This window comes from Klebsiella huaxiensis, from assembly GCF_003261575.2.
GTDB classification, from domain to species: Bacteria; Pseudomonadota; Gammaproteobacteria; order Enterobacterales; family Enterobacteriaceae; genus Klebsiella; species Klebsiella huaxiensis.
The window spans coordinates 4,271,776-4,291,841 of record NZ_CP036175.1 but is presented as its reverse complement, the minus strand read 5'-3'; the positions used below and the strand labels follow the sequence as shown (position 1 = coordinate 4,291,841).

The following is a 20,066-nucleotide window of genomic DNA, read 5'->3' as shown; positions in this document are numbered from 1 at the left end:
AAGTGTTTATCTGTGTCACCTTTACGCTTTGGAGAAAGCGTAAAGGTTGTGGGAAAGTGTTTGATCAGGAAAATTAGTCAGCAACAAGCAGACGAGCGGTAGGATAATCAGTGATTAACACATCGATATAACCACCCGATAGCGCGCCTTTGATAGCCGCAACCTTATCGCTGCCGCCAGCCAGGGCAACCACATTAGGGCATTTCTTCACTTTCTCAAGCGCCATACCGATAACAGGATCTTCATCGTCGCGTAACACTGCTTTACCATTTTTGTCGTAGTAGTGCAGGCAAATGTCTCCGACCGCCCCGCGTTCCGCCAGCACCTGAAGCATATCTTCGTGGTAGTAGTTCCCTGAAGTTTTCAATAGTTGCGACGGTTCGAGAATGCCAATCCCGACGATGGCAATATCAACTTCGTCAAAGCGGGCAATGACATCGGCGACATCTTTGCTGGCAACGAGACGATTTTTCTCCTCCGTTGAGCCTTCAATGCTTTGGGAGGGAAGCAGCCAGGCCTCACAGTTCAGATGCTGCGCCAGAGTTTGAGTGAGGATGGTCGCCTGTACGTTACCGTTTGGGCCTACGCCGCCCAGCAGTTGAATAACGCCGCTGGCTTTAAGATTTTGTGCGTGAACCTCATCCACCATCGCGCGGATGGTGGAACTCCACGAAGAGACGCCAATCAGATCCTTTGGCCGTAATCGCGTTTCGAGGTAGTGGGCAGCGGCGGAACCGATAGCGCGCTTGATGGTGTGATCGTTTGCGTCCTCTTCGGTATCCACCACGATGGCTTGCTTAATTCCGTAGCGATCCTCAAGGCCCTTTTCAAGATTAAGAAAAATATTCGACGGCTGAACAACGCTAATTTTGACCACGCCTTCTTTTTGGCAGCGGGTAATCGCTCGGGAGATAAATGACTGAGAAAGCGAGAGAAGTTGAGCGATATCGGACTGCTTTCGTCCTTCAAGATAGTAAAGCGTGGCAATCTTAACTAATAGCCGTTGTTCATCCTGCTTAGCCATATATTTCCCCGAAAATCATTTAGAGCCTATCCCATTAGGCTATTTTATTCGCCATTTTGGCACCGGGCAGTGCTCGAAATCCTCACGTACTACGTGTACGCTCCGGTTTCTGCGCGCTGTCCGGCACCAAACTGGCTTCAACAATTACGCCTACTGGGATAGGCTCTTACGTGCAGCCATTATCTTAGAGCTCATCATCATACGCGAAAAGAAAAGACAGTTAAGTGTGATGGATATCTAACTTTCGCCAATCCTCAAAATCAGCTATGGACAAAAACAGAACAGTGGCTGCATAATTGAATAAAGAATCGGTATTGAATATATATTCATGGCGATTCCAGGTCAACTGAAAAGTACCCAGGCGCAAATATGCCTGGTGGTAAGGAGGCAGAATGTTCCTGAGTATGATGCAGCGGCGGAAGCCTTGCGATGCGTTGCCTGGGGATGTCTGGTTTTTTTAGTCCCTGACGGAATAAATATTCCAAGTTGAAAATAAATTCAGAGGTATTAAATGAATCCCTATAGCTATGATGTCCAGGCACTTGAGCGTAAAGCCCGCGCCGTTCGTCGCCATATCGTCAGATTGAATGCCAATAGCCCTGCAGGCGGGCACACCGGAGCCGACCTGTCTCAGGTTGAGCTGATCACCGCGCTCTACTTCCGCATTATGAACGTTGCGCCGGACCGTATTGCTGACGATCAGCGTGATATCTACATTCAGTCAAAAGGCCACGCGGTGGGTTGCTACTACTGCGTGTTGGCCGAAGCGGGTTTCTTCCCCGTTGACTGGCTGGATACCTATCAGCATGCCAACTCTCATCTTCCTGGCCACCCTGTACGTCAAAAAACGCCGGGTATCGAACTCAACACCGGCGCGCTAGGCCACGGTTTGCCTGTTGCGGTGGGGCTGGCGCTGGCTGCGAAGAAAAGCAATAGCTCCCGCCGCATCTTTTTAATTACCGGCGATGGCGAACTGGCTGAAGGCAGCAACTGGGAAGCGGCTCTGGCCGCGGCGCACTATGGGCTTGATAACCTCGTCATCATTAACGACAAGAACAACCTTCAGCTGGCTGGGCCGACCCGTGAAATCATGAATACCGATCCGCTGGCCGATAAATGGAAAGCCTTTGGTATGACGGTCACCGAGTGCCAGGGTAACGACATGGCGTCGGTGGTGGCGACCCTGGAAGGGCTGAAACAGGAAGGTAAACCGAACGTTGTTATTGCCAACACCACGAAAGGTGCCGGTATTTCCTTTATCCAGGGGCGTCCGGAATGGCACCACCGGGTACCGAAAGGCGAAGAAATTGCACTGGCACTGGAGGAACTGAAAGATGAGTAATGCAGAACACCTGGCGAGCGTGATGGTTCAGGCTTTTATTGATGCAGTTGAAAGCGGTGTTGATCTGGTGCCGGTGGTAGCGGACTCAACCTCGACGGCAAAAATCGCCCCGTTTATTAAACAATTCCCTGGCCGCCTGGTTAACGTGGGTATCGCAGAGCAGAGTATGGTCGGCACGGCTGCCGGTCTGGCGCTGGGCGGCAAAGTTGCGGTGACCTGTAACGCCGCGCCGTTCCTGATTTCCCGCGCCAATGAACAAATTAAAGTCGATGTTTGCTACAACAACACCAACGTTAAGCTGTTCGGCCTCAACGCCGGGGCCAGCTACGGTCCGCTGGCGAGTACTCACCATGCGATTGACGATCTGGCGGTGATGCGCGGCTTCGGCAATATCCAGATTTTTGCCCCTTCTTCACCGCGCGAATGTCGGCAGATTATCGATTACGCTATTGGCTATCAGGGCCCGGTGTATATTCGCCTTGACGGCAAGGCGCTGCCGGAGCTGCACGACGAAAATTATCAGTTTGTGCCCGGTGCGGTAGTGACGCTGCGCGAAGGCGAAGATATCGCGCTGGTAGCAACTGGCTCTACGGTGCATGAAATTGTCGATGCGGCGCAGATTCTGGCCGATGCAGGAATCAAGGCTAAAGTGGTGAGCGTGCCTTCAATCCGCCCTTGCGATACCGCCGCGCTGCTGGCAGCGCTGAAACCGTGCAAAGCGGTGATTACGGTGGAAGAGCATAACGTCAACGGCGGGCTGGGTAGCCTGGTGGCGGAAGTGCTGGCGGAAGCGGGCGTCGGTGTTAAGCTCAAGCGTTTGGGTATTCCTGACGGTGAGTATGCGGCGGCGGCGGATCGAGGCTGGCTACGCAAACACCACGGTTTTGATGCGGCCTCTATTGCTGAACTGGCGCAGAAGATGCGCTGATTTTATCCTGGCTGTGCACTGATAACCCGTGTGGATAACCGCGCGGGTTTTTGTTTTTATGACGAACATAGCGTAATAACAAACTCTCCGGCCTTAATCCATTGCAGCCTAAACTCTTTAGCGGATAGCCGAAGAAGCAAAATTCCTTCCTTTATATACATCAACTCAAAATCGGTAAAACCCCTCCCGGCCTGCACGTTCGCATGGCAGGCCTTAAACACGCTCTCTTTCGCCGAAAACGCCAGCGTCAGCGCCAGCTCAAACGGTAGTCCGCTGGCATCCAGCAGCGTTTTTTCCTCAGCATTGACGATGCTACTTTCCAAATCTGCCGCCAGCGAAGGCGTCATGATCCTCTCGATATCAATGCCGACCGGCCCAGCAGAAACTACTGCCAGCGCCGTCTGTTTGCTGTGGCTGATGCTGCCGTACCACGGGACGGGCCAAAGGGGCTGGCGTTGGTCGCCAATGGCAGGAACGTCTTTTTCGCCCACTTCCCGTAGCGCATAAGCCGCCGCAATACGCCCGGCAAGATGTTCGGTCTGCCGCTTGCGGGCACAGTCGGTTAGCAGGGCGTGATGCGGGAGCCAGAACAGATCTTCAGGTTGAAAGGTCGCCGGGTCGAAATCTATCCGCTGAAGCGAGTGACCGGCAAGCTGAATGTTTGAGTGTTGGATTTTCATCGCGGGATGTTAACAGATTCTCCCGTCCGCCCTCTATGAGAAGAGGGCGGAGGAGATCAAGCTGAGCAATCAGAAGTGAGTATTGACGCTCATATACCAGGTACGGCCCGGTTCGTTGTAGGTGTACGCGCCTGCGCCAGCTATGTAGTTTGCACCTGCAAGATCGCCAGTTGTTTGTGCGTTACCTGCGCGCCACTGACGCTTATCAAAGACATTATCCACGCCGCCGGTCAGGCTGACATTTTTGGTTAGATCCCACGTCGCGCTTAGGCCAACGATGCTATAAGGGCTAACTTCAGCAGTTTCTGGACCAACTGCGGGTTGTCCTTTGTAGTTGTATTTTTTGGGTTGTTGTTTACCGTACCAAGTAAAGGTGGATTGTACTGAAAGGTCATCACGAGCCTGCCAGCTAAGGGTCGAATTCAACGTATACTCTGGAACAATCGATAAGCGATCGCCGGTTGTTTTGTTCTCGCTTTTCAGCATATAGGTGATGTTATTGGTCCAGTTCACCGTTTCACTTACCGGTACGTTTAATGTCCCCTCAAGGCCTTCAACAACGGCTTTTGGCACATTCTCCCACTGATACAGATCGGTTCCACTGTCATTTTTGTCAATGGGAGCATAGCCCGCTTCAATTTTATTCCGGTAATCGTTACGGAACCAAGTAATGCCAGACAGCCAACCATCACGTTTAAACTCAAGACCGATTTCTTTATTGATGCTGGTTTCGGCCTTCAGATCATCATTACCTTGTAGATAGCAGCCACCGGCACTGGCATAACAGCCTTGGCCCTTACTGTATAAAATATAGTTTGGGTTGGTCTGGTATAGACTTGGTGCTTTATAAGCGCGAGCGATACCCATTTTCAGAGTAAAGTCATCGCCCAGACCTTGAGACAGATTTAGTGACGGGCTCCAGTTATTACCAACGATGCTATGGTGATCGAAGCGCAGCGCCGGAGTTAGCATGGTGCTCTCGGTTACTTCCATATTGTTCTCTGCAAACAGAGAAAAAATTTCTGCTTTTGAGTATGGGCTGCGATTTGTTGAATCTACGCCGGGAATCGCACCGCCAGTATTGTTACCGGTTAGCGGCTGACTATTGGAGCTCAAGTCTTTCATCCGCTGTTGGTTCCATTCAGTTCCAAGCGTCAGATTTTGGTTCACCAAAAGGTCGAAAGGTATGCTGATTTCACTGTGCAGCATAACGTCATCAAGATCGGTATCAACAAAAGATTCGCTGGCTTTTTCATTGAACTTGCCTTCTGTCCCCCCGGCGAGTCCTTCAGGAATTCGCGTGTTACGCGTGTGTTCATATTGTACCCAGTTACTGGTTGTAACTCCGTTATTCCAGCCACCATTCCATGTCAAAGAATAGTTTTGGCGATACATACGATTTGTTTCATCGCCGTATTTGGAGCGAGTATACGCGTCAGAGTTAGTGTTCTGGGTATCTCCCGCGTACAGATTGCCCTGGCGACTATAGCCAGCCTCAAACTCTAGAGACTGCATTGGAGCGAAATCCCAACGGACGGAACCATTGATATCTTTATTAATCACACCTTCTCGCCCAGCAGGGAGTGTAGTGGAATAAGTTCCTGCTCGTGCAGATTGATGCCCTTGGTTGATATCCCATGCGTCGGCTTGGGTTTTATCTAGGTTGCCGTACAACCGGAAGCTGAAATCCCCACCCATCGGCCCATTAAGACTAAAATTGGTTCGTTTGGTGGAACCTTCATCTTTATGTTCTGGTACATTGAAATATGTGTCCCATGAACCGTGCCACTCATCGCCGCCTTTTTTGGTGATGATATTCACGACACCGCCCGCCGCGCCGTTACCGTAGCGTGCGGCAGCCGGGCCGCGCAGGACTTCAATGCGTTCGATCATTTCTGGCGGAACCCAGCCGGTATCACCGCGGGTATCGCGCTCGCCGCGCCAGCCCTGGCGCACGGAGTTGCGGCTGGTGACGGGTTTGCCGTCAATCAGGATCAGGGTGTTTTCCGGGCCCATGCCGCGAATATCAATCTGGCGGTTGTTGCCGCGCTGGCCGCTGGTGGAGTTACCGGTCAGGTTAACGCCCGGCATGGTGCGGATAATTTCGGATACGTCGCGTGCAGGCGGGCGTTTACGAATTTCATCGGCGGTAATAGTCGATACACCGGGAGCCTGAAGGTTCTGCTCGGCGGCGGTGACGACCATGGTTTCATCAGCGGTGGCGGTTTTGCTATCAGAGGTGGTTTCCGCCGCGCTCAGCGGAAAGGCAGCCCCGTAGATTCCCAGATTGACCAGTAAGGCCAGGGATTTGATCCTGTTATTCATTGTAAATCCTGCTTTTCGTCGCCACCTTCCCCAAAAGGCCCTTCCCAGCGGGAGGGGAGGTGGTATCAATGTTGCCAGTAGAGGGCATACGCACTCCGTCGCTGACTAAGAACCCGGCAGCAGGCTATTTTATTTGCCAGTTTGAACCTGGGCAGTGCTCGTACTCCTCGCGTACTCTATGTACGCTCCGGGTTCTCCGCGCTGTCCGTGTTCAAACTGCCGGCAACAATGACGCCTGCTGTCCTGGCTCTAAATAAGCCATCTCTGACATGTTTAATTTTGAAAGACGCGCTTCCCACAGCGCGCTAATACGCTATTGCAAATGAAAATAGTTATCAATAATATTATCAATAAATATTGCGTTTATTGATACGTTTGTTGATAAATGTCACGATAAACATAAGGTTGAAAAAGGAATGCAAAAGACAGGAAGTGACGACTGGTGGCGAAGTATCTCCGGTCCGCAGATTGAGTCCGTGGATGGCGAGTACCGGGTGACCTTCTGGTGGCGCGATCCGGCAGGCAATGAAACGTCTTCGGCAATCCAGCGGGTGTGGATTTATATCACCGGCGTGACTGATCACCATAAGAATTCCGTGCCGCAAACGCTGCAACGCATTCCCGGTACCGATGCCTGGTGCTGGCAAACCACGCTTTCTCCCGCCTGGCGTGGCAGCTACTGCTTTGTGCCTTCCGCGCGCGACGACGACTTTTCCCCCCAGCTTTTTAACGGCGATAGCCCGGACCGCACGCTGCTGCGCGAAGGCTGGCGCAAACTGCTGCCGCGCGCGATCTCCGACCCGCTCAATCCACAAAGCTGGAAGGGCGGCCGCGGTCATGCGGTGTCTGCGCTGGAGCTGCCTGAAGCCCCGGAACAACCGGGCTGGGCGCTGCGCGATGAACCTTATCAGCCGCCGGTCTGCATTGAGTGGCAGAGTCAGCGCCTCGGCAATACGCGACGGATCTGGGTTTACGCTACCGGTGATGTGAATCCGCAAGAGCGCCCTCTGGCGATTCTGCTTGATGGCCAGTTCTGGGCCGAAAGCATGCCGATATGGTCGCCGCTGGCGGGTTTAACCCGCGAAAAGCGGCTACCGCAGGCGGTTTATCTGCTGATTGACGTGATTGATAATCAGCATCGTGCCGAAGAGCTTCCCTGCAATGAAGCGTTCTGGCTGGCGGTTCAGGAAGAGCTGCTGCCGTTAGTTCGTCAGATGGCCCCTTTCAGCGATCGCGCTGACCGAACCGTGGTGGCTGGCCAGAGCTTTGGCGGCCTGGCCGCCATGTTCGCCGCGCTCTACTGGCCGCAGCGCTTTGGTTGCGTGCTCAGTCAGTCCGGCTCTTACTGGTGGCCACATCGCGGCGGGGCGCAGACGGGCCTGCTGATTGACCGGCTAAGCCGCGGCGAATTACATCCGCAAGGGCTGCGAATCTGGCTGGAAGCCGGTATTCGCGAGCCGATCATTTTTCATGCAAGCCAGGCGCTTCTTGCGCATCTGGAACAGCAGACGATTTTCTGGCGTCAGGTTGACGGCGGGCATGATGCGCTTTGCTGGCGCGGCGGGCTGACGGCGGGACTTATCCAGCTGTGGCAGCCTTTATGCCGCGAAGAGTAGCAAAGCGCGCTTTACGAGGAATTTGACATGCAATTCAGTAACCCCTTCGACAATCCGCAAGGGCAGTTTTACATTCTGCGCAATGACCAACAGCAGTTCAGCCTGTGGCCGCACCACTGCGCGTTGCCGGAGGGCTGGACGGTAGAGTGTTCTCCGCAGTCGTTGGACGCGTGCAACACCTGGCTGGCAGCAAACTGGTCAACCCTCACCCCCGCGCACCATGCGTCCTAAGGAGTCGATCATGACCACTCGTTTACCGCTGGTAGCGGCACAGCCGGGGATCTGGATGGCGGAGCGCCTCTCGACGCTGCCCGGCGCATGGAGCGTCGCTCACTATGTAGAACTGCACGGTGAGATTGACCCGGACCTGCTCGGGCGGGCGATTGTCACCGGGCTGTCGCAGGCCGACACCCTTAGCATGCGGTTTTGTGAAGATAACGGTGAAGCCTGGCAGTGGGTCGATGAAACTCATGTGTTTGCCGAACCGGATTATCAGGATCTGCGCACTGCGAGCGACCCGCACGCCGCCGCGATGGCGTTAATGCAGGCCGATCTCGGGCAGAATCTGCGCGTAGACGGCGGCAATCCGCTGGTCTGCCATCAGCTGTTACGGGTAGGAGATAATCGATGGTACTGGTATCAGCGTTATCACCATTTGCTGGTCGATGGCTTCAGTTTCCCGGCGATTACTCGCCAGATCGCTGCAATTTATCGCGCCTGGCAGCGGGGTGAAGAAACGCCTGCCTCGCCGTTTACTCCCTTTGCGGAAGTCGTGGAAGAGTATCAACGCTACTACAGTAGCGACGCCTGGCAGCGCGACAAACAGTTCTGGCAGGAGCAGCGTAAAGCGCTACCTTCTCCGGCTTCGCTGTCTGCCGTCCCGCTGGCGGGAAGAGCGAGCGGCACCGATATCTGGCGCATAAAGCTGGAGGTCGATTCTGGCGTCTTTAGCCGTCTGGCAGCGAGCGCTCCGCAGTGTCAGCGTGCGGATCTGGCGCTGGCGCTGACCACCCTGTGGTTGGGGAGACTGTGCAGCCGAATGGATTACGCGGCGGGCTTTATCTTTATGCGCCGCATGGGATCTGCGGCGTTAACCGCTACCGGGCCGGTGCTGAACGTCCTGCCGCTGGCGGTCAATATTGACACGCAGGAAACGTTGCCCGAGCTGGCAACGCGCCTTGCCGGGCAGCTGAAAAAAATGCGCCGCCATCAGCGCTACGATGCCGAACAGATCGTCCGCGACAGCGGCAAGGCGGCGGGCGATGAGCCGCTGTTTGGCCCGGTGCTCAATATCAAAGTTTTCGACTACCAGCTTGATATCGAAGGCGTGCAGGCGACGACCCATACGTTGGCCACCGGCCCGGTCAACGATCTGGAGCTGGCACTGTTCCCGGACGAAGCGGGTGGCCTGTCGCTGGAGATTCTGGCTAACAAACAGCGTTACGATGAACAGACGCTGCGCGGGCATATCGCCCGGCTATCCGCGCTGCTGACGCAGTTTGCTGACCATCCTGGCCTGCGCTGTGGCGACGCGAATATGCTATCGGCGGCGGAAATAACGCAACTGGAGCAGGTCAACAATACCGGCATTGCTCTGCCTTCCACTACGCTAAGCGCGCTGGTGGCGGAGCAGGCGGCGAAAACCCCGGATGCCCCGGCGCTGGCGGATGCCAACTGGCAGTTTAGCTACAAAGAGATGCGCCAGCAGGTGGTGGCGTTGGCGCAATTGCTGCGCGCGCGCGGGGTTAAACCGGGCGATAGCGTGGCGGTGGCGCTGCCGCGTTCGGTATTCCTGACCCTGGCGCTGCACGGCATTGTCGAAGCCGGGGCCGCGTGGCTGCCGCTGGATACGGGCTATCCTGACGATCGTCTGCGGATGATGCTGGAAGATGCGCGTCCCTCGCTACTGATTACTTCTGAGGATCAGTTGGCGCGCTTTAGCGATATCCCCAACCTGGAAAGCCTCTGCTACCAGCAGCCGCTGGAAGCGAGCGATGTCGCACCGTTGGCTATTTCTCAGCCTGAGCATACCGCGTATATCATTTTCACTTCCGGCTCTACCGGGCGACCGAAAGGCGTGATGGTCGGGCAAACCGCCATCGTCAACCGCCTGCTGTGGATGCAGAACCACTATCCGCTCTGTGCTGATGATGTGGTGGCGCAGAAAACGCCGTGCAGTTTTGATGTCTCGGTTTGGGAGTTCTGGTGGCCGTTTATTGCCGGTGCGCAACTGGTGATGGCCGAGCCGGAGGCTCATCGCGACCCGCTGGCGATGCAGCAGTTCTTTGCCCGCTATGGCGTGACCACGACCCACTTTGTGCCGTCAATGCTGGCGGCGTTCGTTGCTTCGCTGGATGCGGAAAATGTCGCCTCCTGTCAAACTCTGCGGCGGGTATTCTGCAGTGGTGAAGCGCTGCCGACGGCGCTGTGCCGGGAGTGGGAGTCGCTGACCGGAGCGCCATTGCATAACCTGTACGGCCCGACGGAAGCGGCAGTGGACGTCAGCTGGTATCCGGCCTGCGGGCCTGAGCTGGCGGCGGTGACCGGCGCCAGCGTGCCGATTGGCTGGCCGGTTTGGAATACCGGTTTGCGTATTCTGGATGCGTCCATGCGCCCGGTACCGCCGGGCGTGGCGGGAGATCTCTACCTGACCGGAATTCAGCTGGCGCAGGGCTACCTGGGGCGTCCTGATTTAACCGCCAGCCGCTTTATTGCCGACCCTTATGCGGCGGGTGAGCGTATGTATCGCACTGGGGATGTCGCATGCTGGCTGGAAAACGGCGCGGTAGAGTATCTCGGGCGCAGCGACGATCAGCTGAAAATACGCGGTCAGCGTATTGAGCTTGGCGAAATCGATCGCGTGATGTCGGAGTTGCCGGACGTCGCGCAGGCGGTGACTCATGCCTGCGTTTTCAACCAGGCGGCGGCGACCGGCGGCGATGCTCGCCAATTGGTGGGTTATCTGGTTTCTGAATCCGGCCTGCCGCTGGATACCGCCGCGCTCAAAGCGCGGCTGGGGGAACAACTGCCGCCGCATATGGTGCCGGTAGTGCTGATTCAATTACCGGAGCTGCCGCTGAGCGCCAACGGCAAGCTGGATCGCAAAGCGCTGCCGCTGCCAACGCTAAACCGCGAGCGCAGCGGCCGTCCGCCGGAGCCGGGGATTGAAAGCACTGTGGCAGTGGCATTCAGTCAGCTGCTGGGTTGCGAAGTAAACGATATTGAAGCTGATTTCTTCGCCCTCGGCGGCCATTCGCTGCTGGCGATGCGTCTGGCGGCGCAGCTGAGCCGCGAGCTGGAACGTCAGGTAACGCCGGGGCAGGTAATGGTCGCCTCGACAGTTGGCAAGCTGAGCACGCTGCTGGCTTCGGATCTCAGCGATGAGCAGGCGCAGCGCCTGGGCTTCGACACGATCCTGCCGCTGCGCGCGAGCGATGGCCCGACGCTGTTTTGCTTCCATCCTGCTTCCGGTTTTGCCTGGCAGTTCAGCGTGCTGGCGCGTTATTTAAGCCCGCGCTGGTCTATCACCGGCATTCAGTCGCCGCGACCGCGGGGACCAATGGCGACGGCGGCGGATCTGGATGCGGTCTGCGAGCATCATCTGCAAACCCTGCTTCAACAGCAGCCGCACGGCCCGTATTACCTGTTCGGTTATTCGCTCGGCGGCACGCTGGCGCAGGGCATTGCCGCCCGTTTACGCCAGCGCGGCGAAGCGGTGGCGTTCCTCGGGCTGCTGGATACCTGGCCGCCGGAAACGCAGAACTGGGCGGAGAAGGAGGCTAACGGTCTGGATCCCGAGGTGCTGGCGGAGATCGCCCGCGAACGCGAGGCGTTTCTTGCTGCTCAACAAGGGCAGGCTTCCGGCGAGCTATTCAGCGTTATCGAAGGTAACTACGCCGATGCAGTACGTCTGCTGACCACCGCGCACAGCGCGAAGTTTGACGGTAAGGCGACGCTGTTCGTCGCGGAGAGAACTCGTCAGGCGGGTATGGATCCGCAGGTGGTCTGGGGACCGTGGGTTGGTGAGCTGGAGGTCTTTAGCCAGGATTGCGCCCATGTGGATATTATCTCTCCGCAGGCCTTTGAGGAGATTGGCCCGGTAGTCAGGGAGATATTGGGGTAGGGATAGATGAACTCCCGGGTTGCAGATGGTGGTGAACCCGTAGCCCGGTCAGCGAAGCGCCACCGGGGAAGCAAACCGCAGAGGATTTCAGACCTGGCACATTTCCCGGAGGCGGCGCTTGACGCGCCTGTCCGGGCTACCCGACCCGCAGATGGTGGTGAACCCGTAGCCCGGTCAGCGAAGCGCCACCGGGGAAGCAAACCGCAGAGCATTTCAGATCTGGCACATTTCCCGAAGGCGGCGCTAGACGCGCCTGTCCGGGCTACCCGACCCGCAGACGGCTGTGAACCCGTAGCCCGGTCAGCGAAGCGCCACCGGGGAAGCAAGCCGCAGAGGATTTCAGACCTGGCATATTTCCCGGAGGCGGCGCTTGACGCGCCTGTCCGGGCTACCCGACCCGCAGACGGCTGTGAACCCGTAGCCCGGTCAGCGAAGCGCCACCGGGGAAGCAAACCGCAGAGGATTTCAGACCTGGCACATTTCCCGGGGGTGAAGCTAGACGCACCTGTCCGGGCTACCCGACCTGCAGACGGCTGTGAACCCGTAGCCCGGTCAGCGAAGCGCCACCGGGGAAGCAAACCGCAGAGGATTTCAGACCTGGCACATTTCCCGGAGGCGGCGCTAGACGCGCCTGTCCGGGCTACCCGACCCACAGACGGCTGTGAACCCGTAGCCCGGTCAGCGAAGCGCCACCGGGGAAGCAAGCCGCAGAGGATTTCAGACCTGGCATATTTCCCGGCTAAGCACAGCGCGAGCCGGGAATATCTACTTTCGACCGAGCGGTACCACCAGCGGCGTATGCGCCACCGGATCTTCAATGATCGTACAGCGCAGGCCGTAAATCCTCTCGATAAGCTCCGCGCTGACAATCTCTTTCGGCGCGCCCTCGGCGACGATTTTGCCATCGCGCAGGGCAATCAAATGGGTGGCATAGCGGCAGGCCTGGTTCAGGTCATGCAGCACCGCCGCCAGCGTATATCCCTTCTCCCGATTCAGCTCGCTCAGCAGCTCCAGCAGATCGATCTGATGGCTGATATCGAGCCAGGTGGTCGGTTCATCCAACAGCATAATTGCCGTTTCCTGCGCCAGCACCATGGCGATCCACGCCCGCTGACGCTGGCCGCCGGAGAGCGTATCGACGCTTTGCAGCGCCAGGTCGGTGATCCCGGTGGCTTTCATCGCCTTGCTGACCGCCTCTTCATCCTCTTTGCGCCAACGAGTAAACATCGGTTGGTGCGGATAGCGCCCGCGAGCCACCAGCTCCTGAACGGTGATATCGCCAGGCGTAGTGGCATTCTGCGCCAGCAGGCCGATCCGTTTAGCCACCTCTTTGCTGGCGTAATGCTGGATCTGCTCGCCGTCGAGCCAGACGTGGCCGCTGGTGGGCGTCATCAGACGACTCAGGGTGCGCAGCAGCGTCGATTTACCGCAGCCGTTAGGACCAATAATGGCGGTAAAATGTCCATCGGGAATGGTCACGTTCAGCGATTCGGCGATGGTCTTTTTGCCGTACGCCAGGGTCAACTGGTCGCCGCGCAAACGGGAGGTTACAGCGGTCATTTTTTGCGGGACTCCTGAATTAATAACCCAATGAGGTAGATGCCGCCGAGGCTGACGGTCATCACACCCACCGGTAACTGATAAGGCATAAACAGGCGCTGAGCACAGTAGTCAGAGAGTGCCAGCACCAGCGCGCCGCACAACGCGGACTGAGCCAGGCCCCAGCAAGCGGTACCGCTAAGGCGGCGCGCGATATGCGGGGCCACCAGGGCGATAAACGAAATCGGCCCGGCAAGCGCGGTGGCGGCGGCGGTGAGCACCACCCCGACCAGCATCATCAGCAGGCGCGAACGCTCAACCCGCACGCCCAGCGCGCAGGCGGTATCGTCGCCCATCTCCAGTAGCCGCATGCGTCGCGCCAGCAGCGCGGCAAAAACCAGCATCAGCAGAATCAGCGGCGCAGAGGGCCAGGTTTTGCCCCAGGTCAGGCCGTTAAGGGAACCGGCGTACCATAATCCGGCAGAGAGTGCGGTTTCCAGCGAGGCGCGCAGCAACAGCCAGGTGTTAAACGCCACCAGCATGGCGCGGATGCCGATGCCGATAATAATCAGGCGAAAGGTCTCAATGCCGTTGCGCCAGGCCAGCAGCCAGACCACCAGCGCGGTGAGGATACCGCCAACCATTGCCGCCATGGCGATAGCCGCCAGGTTCTGGCCGAACATCACCATCGCCACCAGCACGCCGCTCCAGGCGCCGGTGTTAAAGCCCATGACGTCCGGGCTGCCCAGCGGGTTGCGGGTGAGAGACTGGAAAATCGCCCCGCTGACGCCGAGCGCGGCGCCGATCAGCAGCGCCATCAGCACGCGCGGCAGACGCCACTCGGTCACCACCATGGTGACGTTGCGCGGCGCATCGCCAATCAGCGCGGAGATAACTTGCTCAACGCTTAACGGTACCAGACCGGTGCCGAGCCCCCACAGGGAGACCAGCACGCTGGCGATCACCAGAAGCAGGCAGCTAAAAATCAGGCGGCGAGAAGGGGCAATCACATCCCACCTCCGCGCGGCTGGCGGCGCACCAGCCAGATCAGAACCGGCGCGCCGATAAAGGCGCTGACCACCGATACACGAAGCTCGCCGGGAACCAGCAGGCGGCCAAGCACATCGGCAAACAAGAGCAGGGCAGGGGTGGCCAGTAGGGTGACCGGCAGCGACCAGCGATGATCGGCTCCCACCAGCCAGCGGGCCATATGCGGCATCATCAGGCCGATAAAGGCAATTGGCCCAACCACCGCCGTGGCGCTACCGCACAGGACGGTAATCGCCAGCAGACCAATCAGTTGAGTGCGTGCGACCCGGCTGCCTAGGGCGGTTGCCGTATCGTTGCCGAGGCTCAGGCTATTTAATGCCCGGCTGAGCAGCAGCGTGACCAGCCCGGCGATAATGACCGGAATCAGGACGATTTTCAGGGTTTGCAGCGTGCGCACGTCCAGTGAACCCGCTTGCCAGAAGCGCAGCTGATCGTAGACGTCGGGGTTAAGCAAGGCAATACCGCTGGAGAGTCCTTCGAGTACCGCCGCCAGGGCGACTCCCGCGAGCGTCAGGCGGACCGGGCTAAGCTGACCGCCGCCCTGGCTGCCGGTAAAGGCCACCAGCAGTGATGCGCCGAACGCGCCGCAAAAGGCCATCAGCAACTGCTCCTGCGGTGATGAAATGCCAAATAGCGCCGCGCCCAGCACGATGGCGAAACTAGCCCCGGAGTTAACGCCGAGGATCCCCGGATCGGCAAGCGGATTACGGGTGAGCGTTTGCATCAGTGCCCCAGCCAGACCCAGCGCGGCACCCGCCAGCAGTCCAGCGAGGGTTCGCGGCAGTCGGGCATCAAGGACAATGGTGCAATCGGCGCTCTGGCAGGTGCCGGTGAAGGCATCGACAACGACGCTAAACGGCAGGGGTTTGGCACCAATCAGCAGGCTGAGCGCAATAGCAATGATTAAAACGATTAAAAGACCCGGTACGGCAAAGGCGCGCACCGCAGTCGTGGAAGACGACATGGCTTACATCCCTGACATGATAATGATAGTAATTATCGTTATCGATTCTATCCAGTTATGTTAGCATGTGCACCCATAAAAATGGTATGGAAAATAATAACAAGGCGCTGTCATGAACCGACAATCCTGGCTGCTGAATCTCAGCTTGCTGAAAACTCATCCGGCCTTTCGCGCCGTCTTTATCGCCCGCTTTATCTCAATTCTGTCGCTTGGCCTGCTGGGCGTGGCGATCCCGGTACAAATCCAGATGATGACCCACTCGACCTGGCAGGTTGGGCTGTCGGTGACCTTAACCGGCGGTTCGATGTTTGTCGGTCTGATGATCGGCGGCGTGCTGGCCGACCGCTATGAGCGCAAACGCCTGATTCTGCTGGCGCGCGGTACCTGCGGGATTGGCTTCGTCGGCCTGTGCCTGAATGCCATGCTGCCGGAGCCGTCGCTAATTGCTATCTATCTGCTGGGAATCTGGGACGGCCTGTTTGCCTCCATTGGCGTGACTGCGCTGCTGGCGGCGACTCCGGCGCTGGTCGGGCGGGAGAACCTGATGCAGGCGGGGGCGATCACTATGCTGACGGTGCGCCTGGGCTCGGTGATTTCTCCGATGATCGGTGGCCTGCTGCTGGCCACCGGTGGGGTCGCCTGGAACTACGGTCTGGCGGCGGCTGGGACCTTTATTACCACTCTGACGCTGCTGCGTTTACCGCAGTTAGCGCCGCCTCCGCAGCCGCGTGAACATCCGCTTAAATCGTTAAAGGCGGGAGTGACGTTTCTCTTTAATAGCCCGCTTATCGGCGGCATTGCGTTGCTCGGCGGTTTGCTGACGATGGCCAGCGCGGTGCGCGTACTCTATCCGGCGTTGGCCGGAAGCTGGCAGATGTCGGCATCGCAAATTGGTCTGCTGTATGCCGCGATCCCTCTGGGCGCAGCGCTGGGGGCGCTGACCAGTGGACAGCTGGCGCAAACGGCGAAACCCGGCGTGCTGATGCTGGTAACTACCGTCGGCTCGTTTGTAGCGATTGCGCTGTTCAGCCTGATGCCCATGTGGGAGCTGGGGGCGCTGTGCCTGGCGCTGTTTGGCTGGCTGAGCGCAATTAGCTCGCTGCTGCAATATACGCTGATTCAGACGCAAACCCCGGAAAACATGCTCGGGCGCATCAACGGCTTGTGGACCGCGCAAAACGTGACCGGCGATGCGATAGGCGCGGCGCTGCTCGGCGGCTTGGGCGCGATCCTGACGCCGGTGGCTTCGGCGAGCGCCAGCGGCTGGGCGCTGGTGATTGTTGGCGTGGTGCTGGTAGGACTGTTGCGCGAACTGCGCCGTTTTCAGCGACCGGAAGTGGTCAGCGAAAGTTAAATACGCTGGGTTTTCCCGGAGGCGGCGCGTTGCGCCTGTCCGGGCTGCCTGACCGGCAGACGGCGGTGAACCCGTAGCCCGGTCAGCGCAGCGCCACCGGGAAAAATAACGGAGAGGCGAGAATAGCGATAATAAAAAGCCCCGAATGGCTTCGGGGCCTGTTATCAATCGTCGGTGAGGGTTAACGCTTAGTATGCGCCGAGGTCGGTCCAGACCGCGCCCTGACCGCAGTTCGTGTCCGGCTGGTCGCCCGTAGACCACCATTTCACCTGGTAGTTATGGCCTTTCCAGCTCACGGTTTCGAAAGAGCCCCAGCTGTAGCTCAGGTCGTCTTGTATCTTCATTGGACGATTTTTCGCTGGAAAAACGAACGTGGGAGCATCAGTTCAATAGCCGCTTTTGGCGCATGGTTTACTGACGGTTCTGTCTATTCGTTGTCTTGGTCCTAACAACACAAAAAACGATGATATTTCGGCTGAGGAAAGAGTATGGCGATGAGGTGTTTGGGCTGGATATAAATAATAAAGTGCTTTTATAACAAATAGATGATGTTGGAAATGACGCCTTATGATATCCCGGCGGCATGCGCCGGGACGATGATGTTAACCAAAGAGCGTTGATAACCGTTGCAGTACCAGCAGGGCGCTGTAGTAATCAAGGCGGAAGGTTTCGGTCCCCAGCGGATAAACGCGTTTGCCTTCAACCGCAGGCAGATGCGACAGCAGAGGGTTGGCGTAAATGGCATCGGCGTCTTTTTGATCTCCGGCGAACAGGAACAGGCTCTTGCCGTTAAGCCCGGCGGCTAAATTCTCCCCACCCAACTGCACAATATCATGGCGTTTTCCCTGGCTCTGGCTGGCATGTAGCCCGGCGGGCAGGTCGGCGAGGGTAAAGCCCAGCTGTTCGAGCATCTGCCCCTGAGCGGATTCTTTGGTCCAGATATTGGCGCTATGAGCCGCTGCGGTGTAGACCAGCGCGGTGACCGGCTGCGGCGGCAGCTTCATTTTTTCTTTTAGCGCCGCCAGCTGTTTATCGAATTCAGCAATTCGTTCCGCCGCCTGTTTTTCATGGCCGGTGATATTGCCTAACTGGGTCAGCAGCGCCTGCCAGCTTTTATCATCGTAGTTAATGATGAGCGTCGGGGCGATGGTTGAAAGCTGATCGTAGAGCGTCATCGCCGAATCGCCGCCGGTGGCGCTAATCAGTATCAGGTCCGGCATTTGGGCAGCGACGGCCTCAGCGCTCGGTTCGCCAATATAAAGTCGCGCCAGCTTGCGCGCTTTCGCTACATCACTCCACTGGCGCAAAAACCCCTGGCCATCGGCGACACGGTTATTCGGCGTGGTGGCCCCGCTGGCGACCACCGGCGCGTCAATCGCCAGCAGCGAGCCGGTCAGCGTTACGCTGGTGGAGACAATGCGCAGCGGCTGGCTTTCCAGCGTATGCGTTCCGCGGCTGTCGGTAATCTGTCGCGGCCAGTCTGCCGCCAGCGCTGAGCTAATTCCTAAAAGCGCCAGACCGCTGGCGAGGAGAGTACGGCGGCAAAAAGTGGAGAAATTCACGTATTCGCATCCTGATTAAGTTGTGATAAATGCTTCTCATTTTCAGCTTTGCGCCGCGTGGATGCAAGTCTATACCCTAATAATTCGAGTTGCAGGACAAAGCACTTGTGCTTTGAACAGCGCTTGCGCTGGCCCCGCAGGGGCGAGGCCGTAGGCCGAGTAACGCGGCAAGTGAACGAATCCCGATGAGCTTACTGTAGTAAGTGATTCGGGTGAGCGAACGCTGCCAACACACCTGCAACTTGAAGTATGACGGGTATAAGTAGCACAACATGCTACCTGTACGGTTGACATGTAGAGCAATACCTTTTAGGTTAGCCAACCAAAATATAAATGATAATTATTCGTAATATCTTTATCGTTTTTTGGAGGATGATATGGAAACGTCTTTGGCTGAGGATGTTCGGGAGAAAAAAATGACCCTGCCGCCGGAAAGCTTCTTCTTTATGTCGCCGTACCGCAGTTTCAGAACATCTGGCTGCTTTAGTCGTTTTTCGCACCCTGCCGCCGATGGCGATAACCTGGACGGGGAGTTCCAGCGCAAAATGGCGGCCGCGTTTAAAGCCGCGCGGGCTGCGGGGATTGCAAAGCCGGTAATGGTTGGCGCTATCCCGTTCGACACCAATGAGCCGTCCGAGCTGTTTATCCCCGAGCGCTGGGAAGCGTTTTCCCGCACTGAAAAACAGCACTCCGCGCGTTATGCATCAAACCAAACGCCGATGGATGTTGTTCAGCGCCAGGAGATCCCCGAGCAGGACACCTTTATGGCGATGGTTGAGCGCGCTGCGGCTCTAACCGCAACGCCGGAAGTGGACAAAGTTGTCCTGTCGCGCCTGATCGATATCACCACTCGCGAACGGGTTGATAGCGGTGCGCTGCTTGAACGGCTGATCGCCCAGAACCCGGCCAGCTTTAATTTTCACGTGCCGTTATCAGACGGCGGCGTGCTGTTGGGCGCCAGCCCGGAACTGCTGCTGCGTAAAGAAGGGGCGCATTTTAGCTCGGTGCCGCTGGCCGGTTCGGCCCGCCGTCAGCCAGATGATGTGCTGGATCGCGAAGCGGGGCATAAGCTGCTGGCGTCGGCAAAAGACCGCCATGAGCACGACCTGGTCACCCAGGCGATGAAAGCCGTATTAACGCCGCGCAGCAGCGAGCTTTCCCTGCCGGACTCCCCACAACTGATTACGACGCCGACCCTGTGGCATCTGGCAACGCAGATCCAGGGCACCGCGCTGGCAACAGAAAACGCCATGTCGCTGGCCTGTCTGCTGCATCCGACCCCGGCGCTGAGCGGCTTCCCGCATCAGGTGGCGAAACGCCTGATTAACGAACTGGAGCCATTTGACCGCCAGCTGTTCGGCGGCATTGTCGGCTGGTGTGATGACGAAGGCAACGGCGAGTGGGTGGTGACAATCCGCTGCGCGCGCTTGCATCAGCGCACCCTGCGGCTATTTGCCGGCGCAGGTATCGTTCCGGCCTCTTCGCCGCTGGGCGAGTGGCGCGAAACCGGCGTCAAACTGACTACCATGCTGAACGTATTCGGCTTGCAATAAGGGACT

At 57.7% G+C, this 20,066-nt stretch carries 14 protein-coding genes and 1 pseudogene; 7 read left to right on the top strand and 8 right to left on the bottom strand.

Features of this window, described 5'->3' with window-relative positions:
• Nucleotides 1–73: 73 nt before the first annotated feature.
• The gene (locus DA718_RS20530; RefSeq protein WP_112217251.1) at nucleotides 74–1,024 is read right to left on the bottom strand and encodes a sugar-binding transcriptional regulator; all 951 of its coding nucleotides are present in this window, start codon (nucleotides 1,022–1,024) and stop codon (nucleotides 74–76) included.
• Between the two features lie 511 nt (nucleotides 1,025–1,535).
• Between DA718_RS20530 and DA718_RS20525 the strand changes: the two genes are divergently transcribed.
• Both DA718_RS20525 and DA718_RS20520 read left to right on the top strand, forming a co-directional pair.
• Nucleotides 1,536–2,366, top strand: a complete 831-nt coding sequence (locus DA718_RS20525) for a transketolase (RefSeq protein WP_112217249.1) — start codon at nucleotides 1,536–1,538, stop codon at nucleotides 2,364–2,366.
• On the top strand, nucleotides 2,359–3,294 hold the full coding sequence (locus DA718_RS20520) for a transketolase family protein (RefSeq protein ID WP_112217248.1): 936 nt from the start codon (nucleotides 2,359–2,361) through the stop codon (nucleotides 3,292–3,294). The genes DA718_RS20525 and DA718_RS20520 overlap by 8 nt, the downstream gene beginning before the upstream one ends.
• Before the next feature lie 56 nt (nucleotides 3,295–3,350).
• Here DA718_RS20520 and entD read toward each other — a convergent pair whose 3' ends face one another.
• Both entD and DA718_RS20510 read right to left on the bottom strand, forming a co-directional pair.
• A complete protein-coding gene (gene entD / locus DA718_RS20515) occupies nucleotides 3,351–3,974 on the bottom strand; it encodes an enterobactin synthase subunit EntD (protein ID WP_112217247.1) in 624 nt (207 codons plus the stop codon).
• Nucleotides 3,975–4,043: 69 nt separating this feature from the next.
• A complete protein-coding gene (locus DA718_RS20510) occupies nucleotides 4,044–6,299 on the bottom strand; it encodes a TonB-dependent siderophore receptor (RefSeq protein ID WP_112217246.1) in 2,256 nt (751 codons plus the stop codon).
• A gap of 416 nt (nucleotides 6,300–6,715) precedes the next feature.
• Here DA718_RS20510 and fes point away from each other — a divergent pair, with 416 nt between their 5' ends.
• The 3 genes from fes to entF are packed head-to-tail and all read left to right on the top strand — an operon-like array spanning nucleotide 6,716 to nucleotide 12,038.
• Nucleotides 6,716–7,915, top strand: a complete 1,200-nt coding sequence (gene fes, locus DA718_RS20505; RefSeq protein ID WP_112217245.1) for an enterochelin esterase — start codon at nucleotides 6,716–6,718, stop codon at nucleotides 7,913–7,915.
• A 27-nt stretch (nucleotides 7,916–7,942) separates the two neighbouring features.
• The gene (locus DA718_RS20500) at nucleotides 7,943–8,146 is read left to right on the top strand and encodes an MbtH family protein (protein WP_112217244.1); all 204 of its coding nucleotides are present in this window, start codon (nucleotides 7,943–7,945) and stop codon (nucleotides 8,144–8,146) included.
• 10 nt (nucleotides 8,147–8,156) lie between these two features.
• Nucleotides 8,157–12,038 (top strand): enterobactin non-ribosomal peptide synthetase EntF, encoded by a 3,882-nt coding sequence (gene entF / locus DA718_RS20495; protein ID WP_112217243.1) that lies wholly within the window; start codon nucleotides 8,157–8,159, stop codon nucleotides 12,036–12,038.
• Nucleotides 12,039–12,803: 765 nt separating this feature from the next.
• Here the strand turns inward: entF and fepC are convergent.
• Genes fepC through fepD form a run of 3 tightly spaced genes read right to left on the bottom strand, consistent with a single transcriptional unit; the run spans nucleotide 12,804 to nucleotide 15,591 of the window.
• A complete protein-coding gene (gene fepC, locus DA718_RS20490; protein WP_112214585.1) occupies nucleotides 12,804–13,598 on the bottom strand; it encodes an iron-enterobactin ABC transporter ATP-binding protein in 795 nt (264 codons plus the stop codon).
• Nucleotides 13,595–14,587, bottom strand: coding sequence for an iron-enterobactin ABC transporter permease (fepG, locus tag DA718_RS20485; protein WP_167492807.1), 993 nt, complete (start codon nucleotides 14,585–14,587; stop codon nucleotides 13,595–13,597). Before fepG ends, fepC begins: the two co-directional genes overlap by 4 nt.
• On the bottom strand, nucleotides 14,584–15,591 hold the full coding sequence (fepD, locus tag DA718_RS20480; protein ID WP_112214584.1) for a Fe(3+)-siderophore ABC transporter permease: 1,008 nt from the start codon (nucleotides 15,589–15,591) through the stop codon (nucleotides 14,584–14,586). Before fepD ends, fepG begins: the two co-directional genes overlap by 4 nt.
• A gap of 112 nt (nucleotides 15,592–15,703) precedes the next feature.
• On the opposite strand from fepD, the gene entS reads away from it, so the two are divergent.
• Entirely contained in the window at nucleotides 15,704–16,945 is a 1,242-nt protein-coding gene (gene entS, locus DA718_RS20475; protein ID WP_112214583.1) for an enterobactin transporter EntS, read from the top strand.
• A 188-nt stretch (nucleotides 16,946–17,133) separates the two neighbouring features.
• Here entS and DA718_RS20470 read toward each other — a convergent pair.
• Together DA718_RS20470 and fepB are read right to left on the bottom strand one after the other, a co-directional pair.
• Nucleotides 17,134–17,262: pseudogene (locus DA718_RS20470) on the bottom strand (hypothetical protein); the annotation flags it as partial.
• Between the two features lie 285 nt (nucleotides 17,263–17,547).
• On the bottom strand, nucleotides 17,548–18,507 hold the full coding sequence (gene fepB / locus DA718_RS20465; RefSeq protein ID WP_112214582.1) for a Fe2+-enterobactin ABC transporter substrate-binding protein: 960 nt from the start codon (nucleotides 18,505–18,507) through the stop codon (nucleotides 17,548–17,550).
• Nucleotides 18,508–18,884: 377 nt separating this feature from the next.
• On the opposite strand from fepB, the gene entC reads away from it, so the two are divergent.
• Nucleotides 18,885–20,060, top strand: a complete 1,176-nt coding sequence (entC, locus tag DA718_RS20460) for an isochorismate synthase EntC (protein WP_112214581.1) — start codon at nucleotides 18,885–18,887, stop codon at nucleotides 20,058–20,060.
• Nucleotides 20,061–20,066 lie beyond the last annotated feature (6 nt).

Excerpts from the sequence above, each read along its gene's own strand:
- entC (WP_112214581.1), top strand. The coding sequence starts at position 18,885 with ATGGAAACGTCTTTGGCTGAGGATGTTCGGGAGAAAAAAATGACCCTG.
- entS (WP_112214583.1), top strand. The coding sequence starts at position 15,704 with ATGAACCGACAATCCTGGCTGCTGAATCTCAGCTTGCTGAAAACTCAT.
- DA718_RS20500 (WP_112217244.1), top strand. The coding sequence starts at position 7,943 with ATGCAATTCAGTAACCCCTTCGACAATCCGCAAGGGCAGTTTTACATT.
- fepD (WP_112214584.1), bottom strand. The coding sequence starts at position 15,591 with ATGTCGTCTTCCACGACTGCGGTGCGCGCCTTTGCCGTACCGGGTCTT.
- entF (WP_112217243.1), top strand. The coding sequence starts at position 8,157 with ATGACCACTCGTTTACCGCTGGTAGCGGCACAGCCGGGGATCTGGATG.
- fes (WP_112217245.1), top strand. The coding sequence starts at position 6,716 with ATGCAAAAGACAGGAAGTGACGACTGGTGGCGAAGTATCTCCGGTCCG.
- fepC (WP_112214585.1), bottom strand. The coding sequence starts at position 13,598 with ATGACCGCTGTAACCTCCCGTTTGCGCGGCGACCAGTTGACCCTGGCG.
- DA718_RS20510 (WP_112217246.1), bottom strand. The coding sequence starts at position 6,299 with ATGAATAACAGGATCAAATCCCTGGCCTTACTGGTCAATCTGGGAATC.
- DA718_RS20525 (WP_112217249.1), top strand. The coding sequence starts at position 1,536 with ATGAATCCCTATAGCTATGATGTCCAGGCACTTGAGCGTAAAGCCCGC.
- entD (WP_112217247.1), bottom strand. The coding sequence starts at position 3,974 with ATGAAAATCCAACACTCAAACATTCAGCTTGCCGGTCACTCGCTTCAG.
- DA718_RS20520 (WP_112217248.1), top strand. The coding sequence starts at position 2,359 with ATGAGTAATGCAGAACACCTGGCGAGCGTGATGGTTCAGGCTTTTATT.
- DA718_RS20530 (WP_112217251.1), bottom strand. The coding sequence starts at position 1,024 with ATGGCTAAGCAGGATGAACAACGGCTATTAGTTAAGATTGCCACGCTT.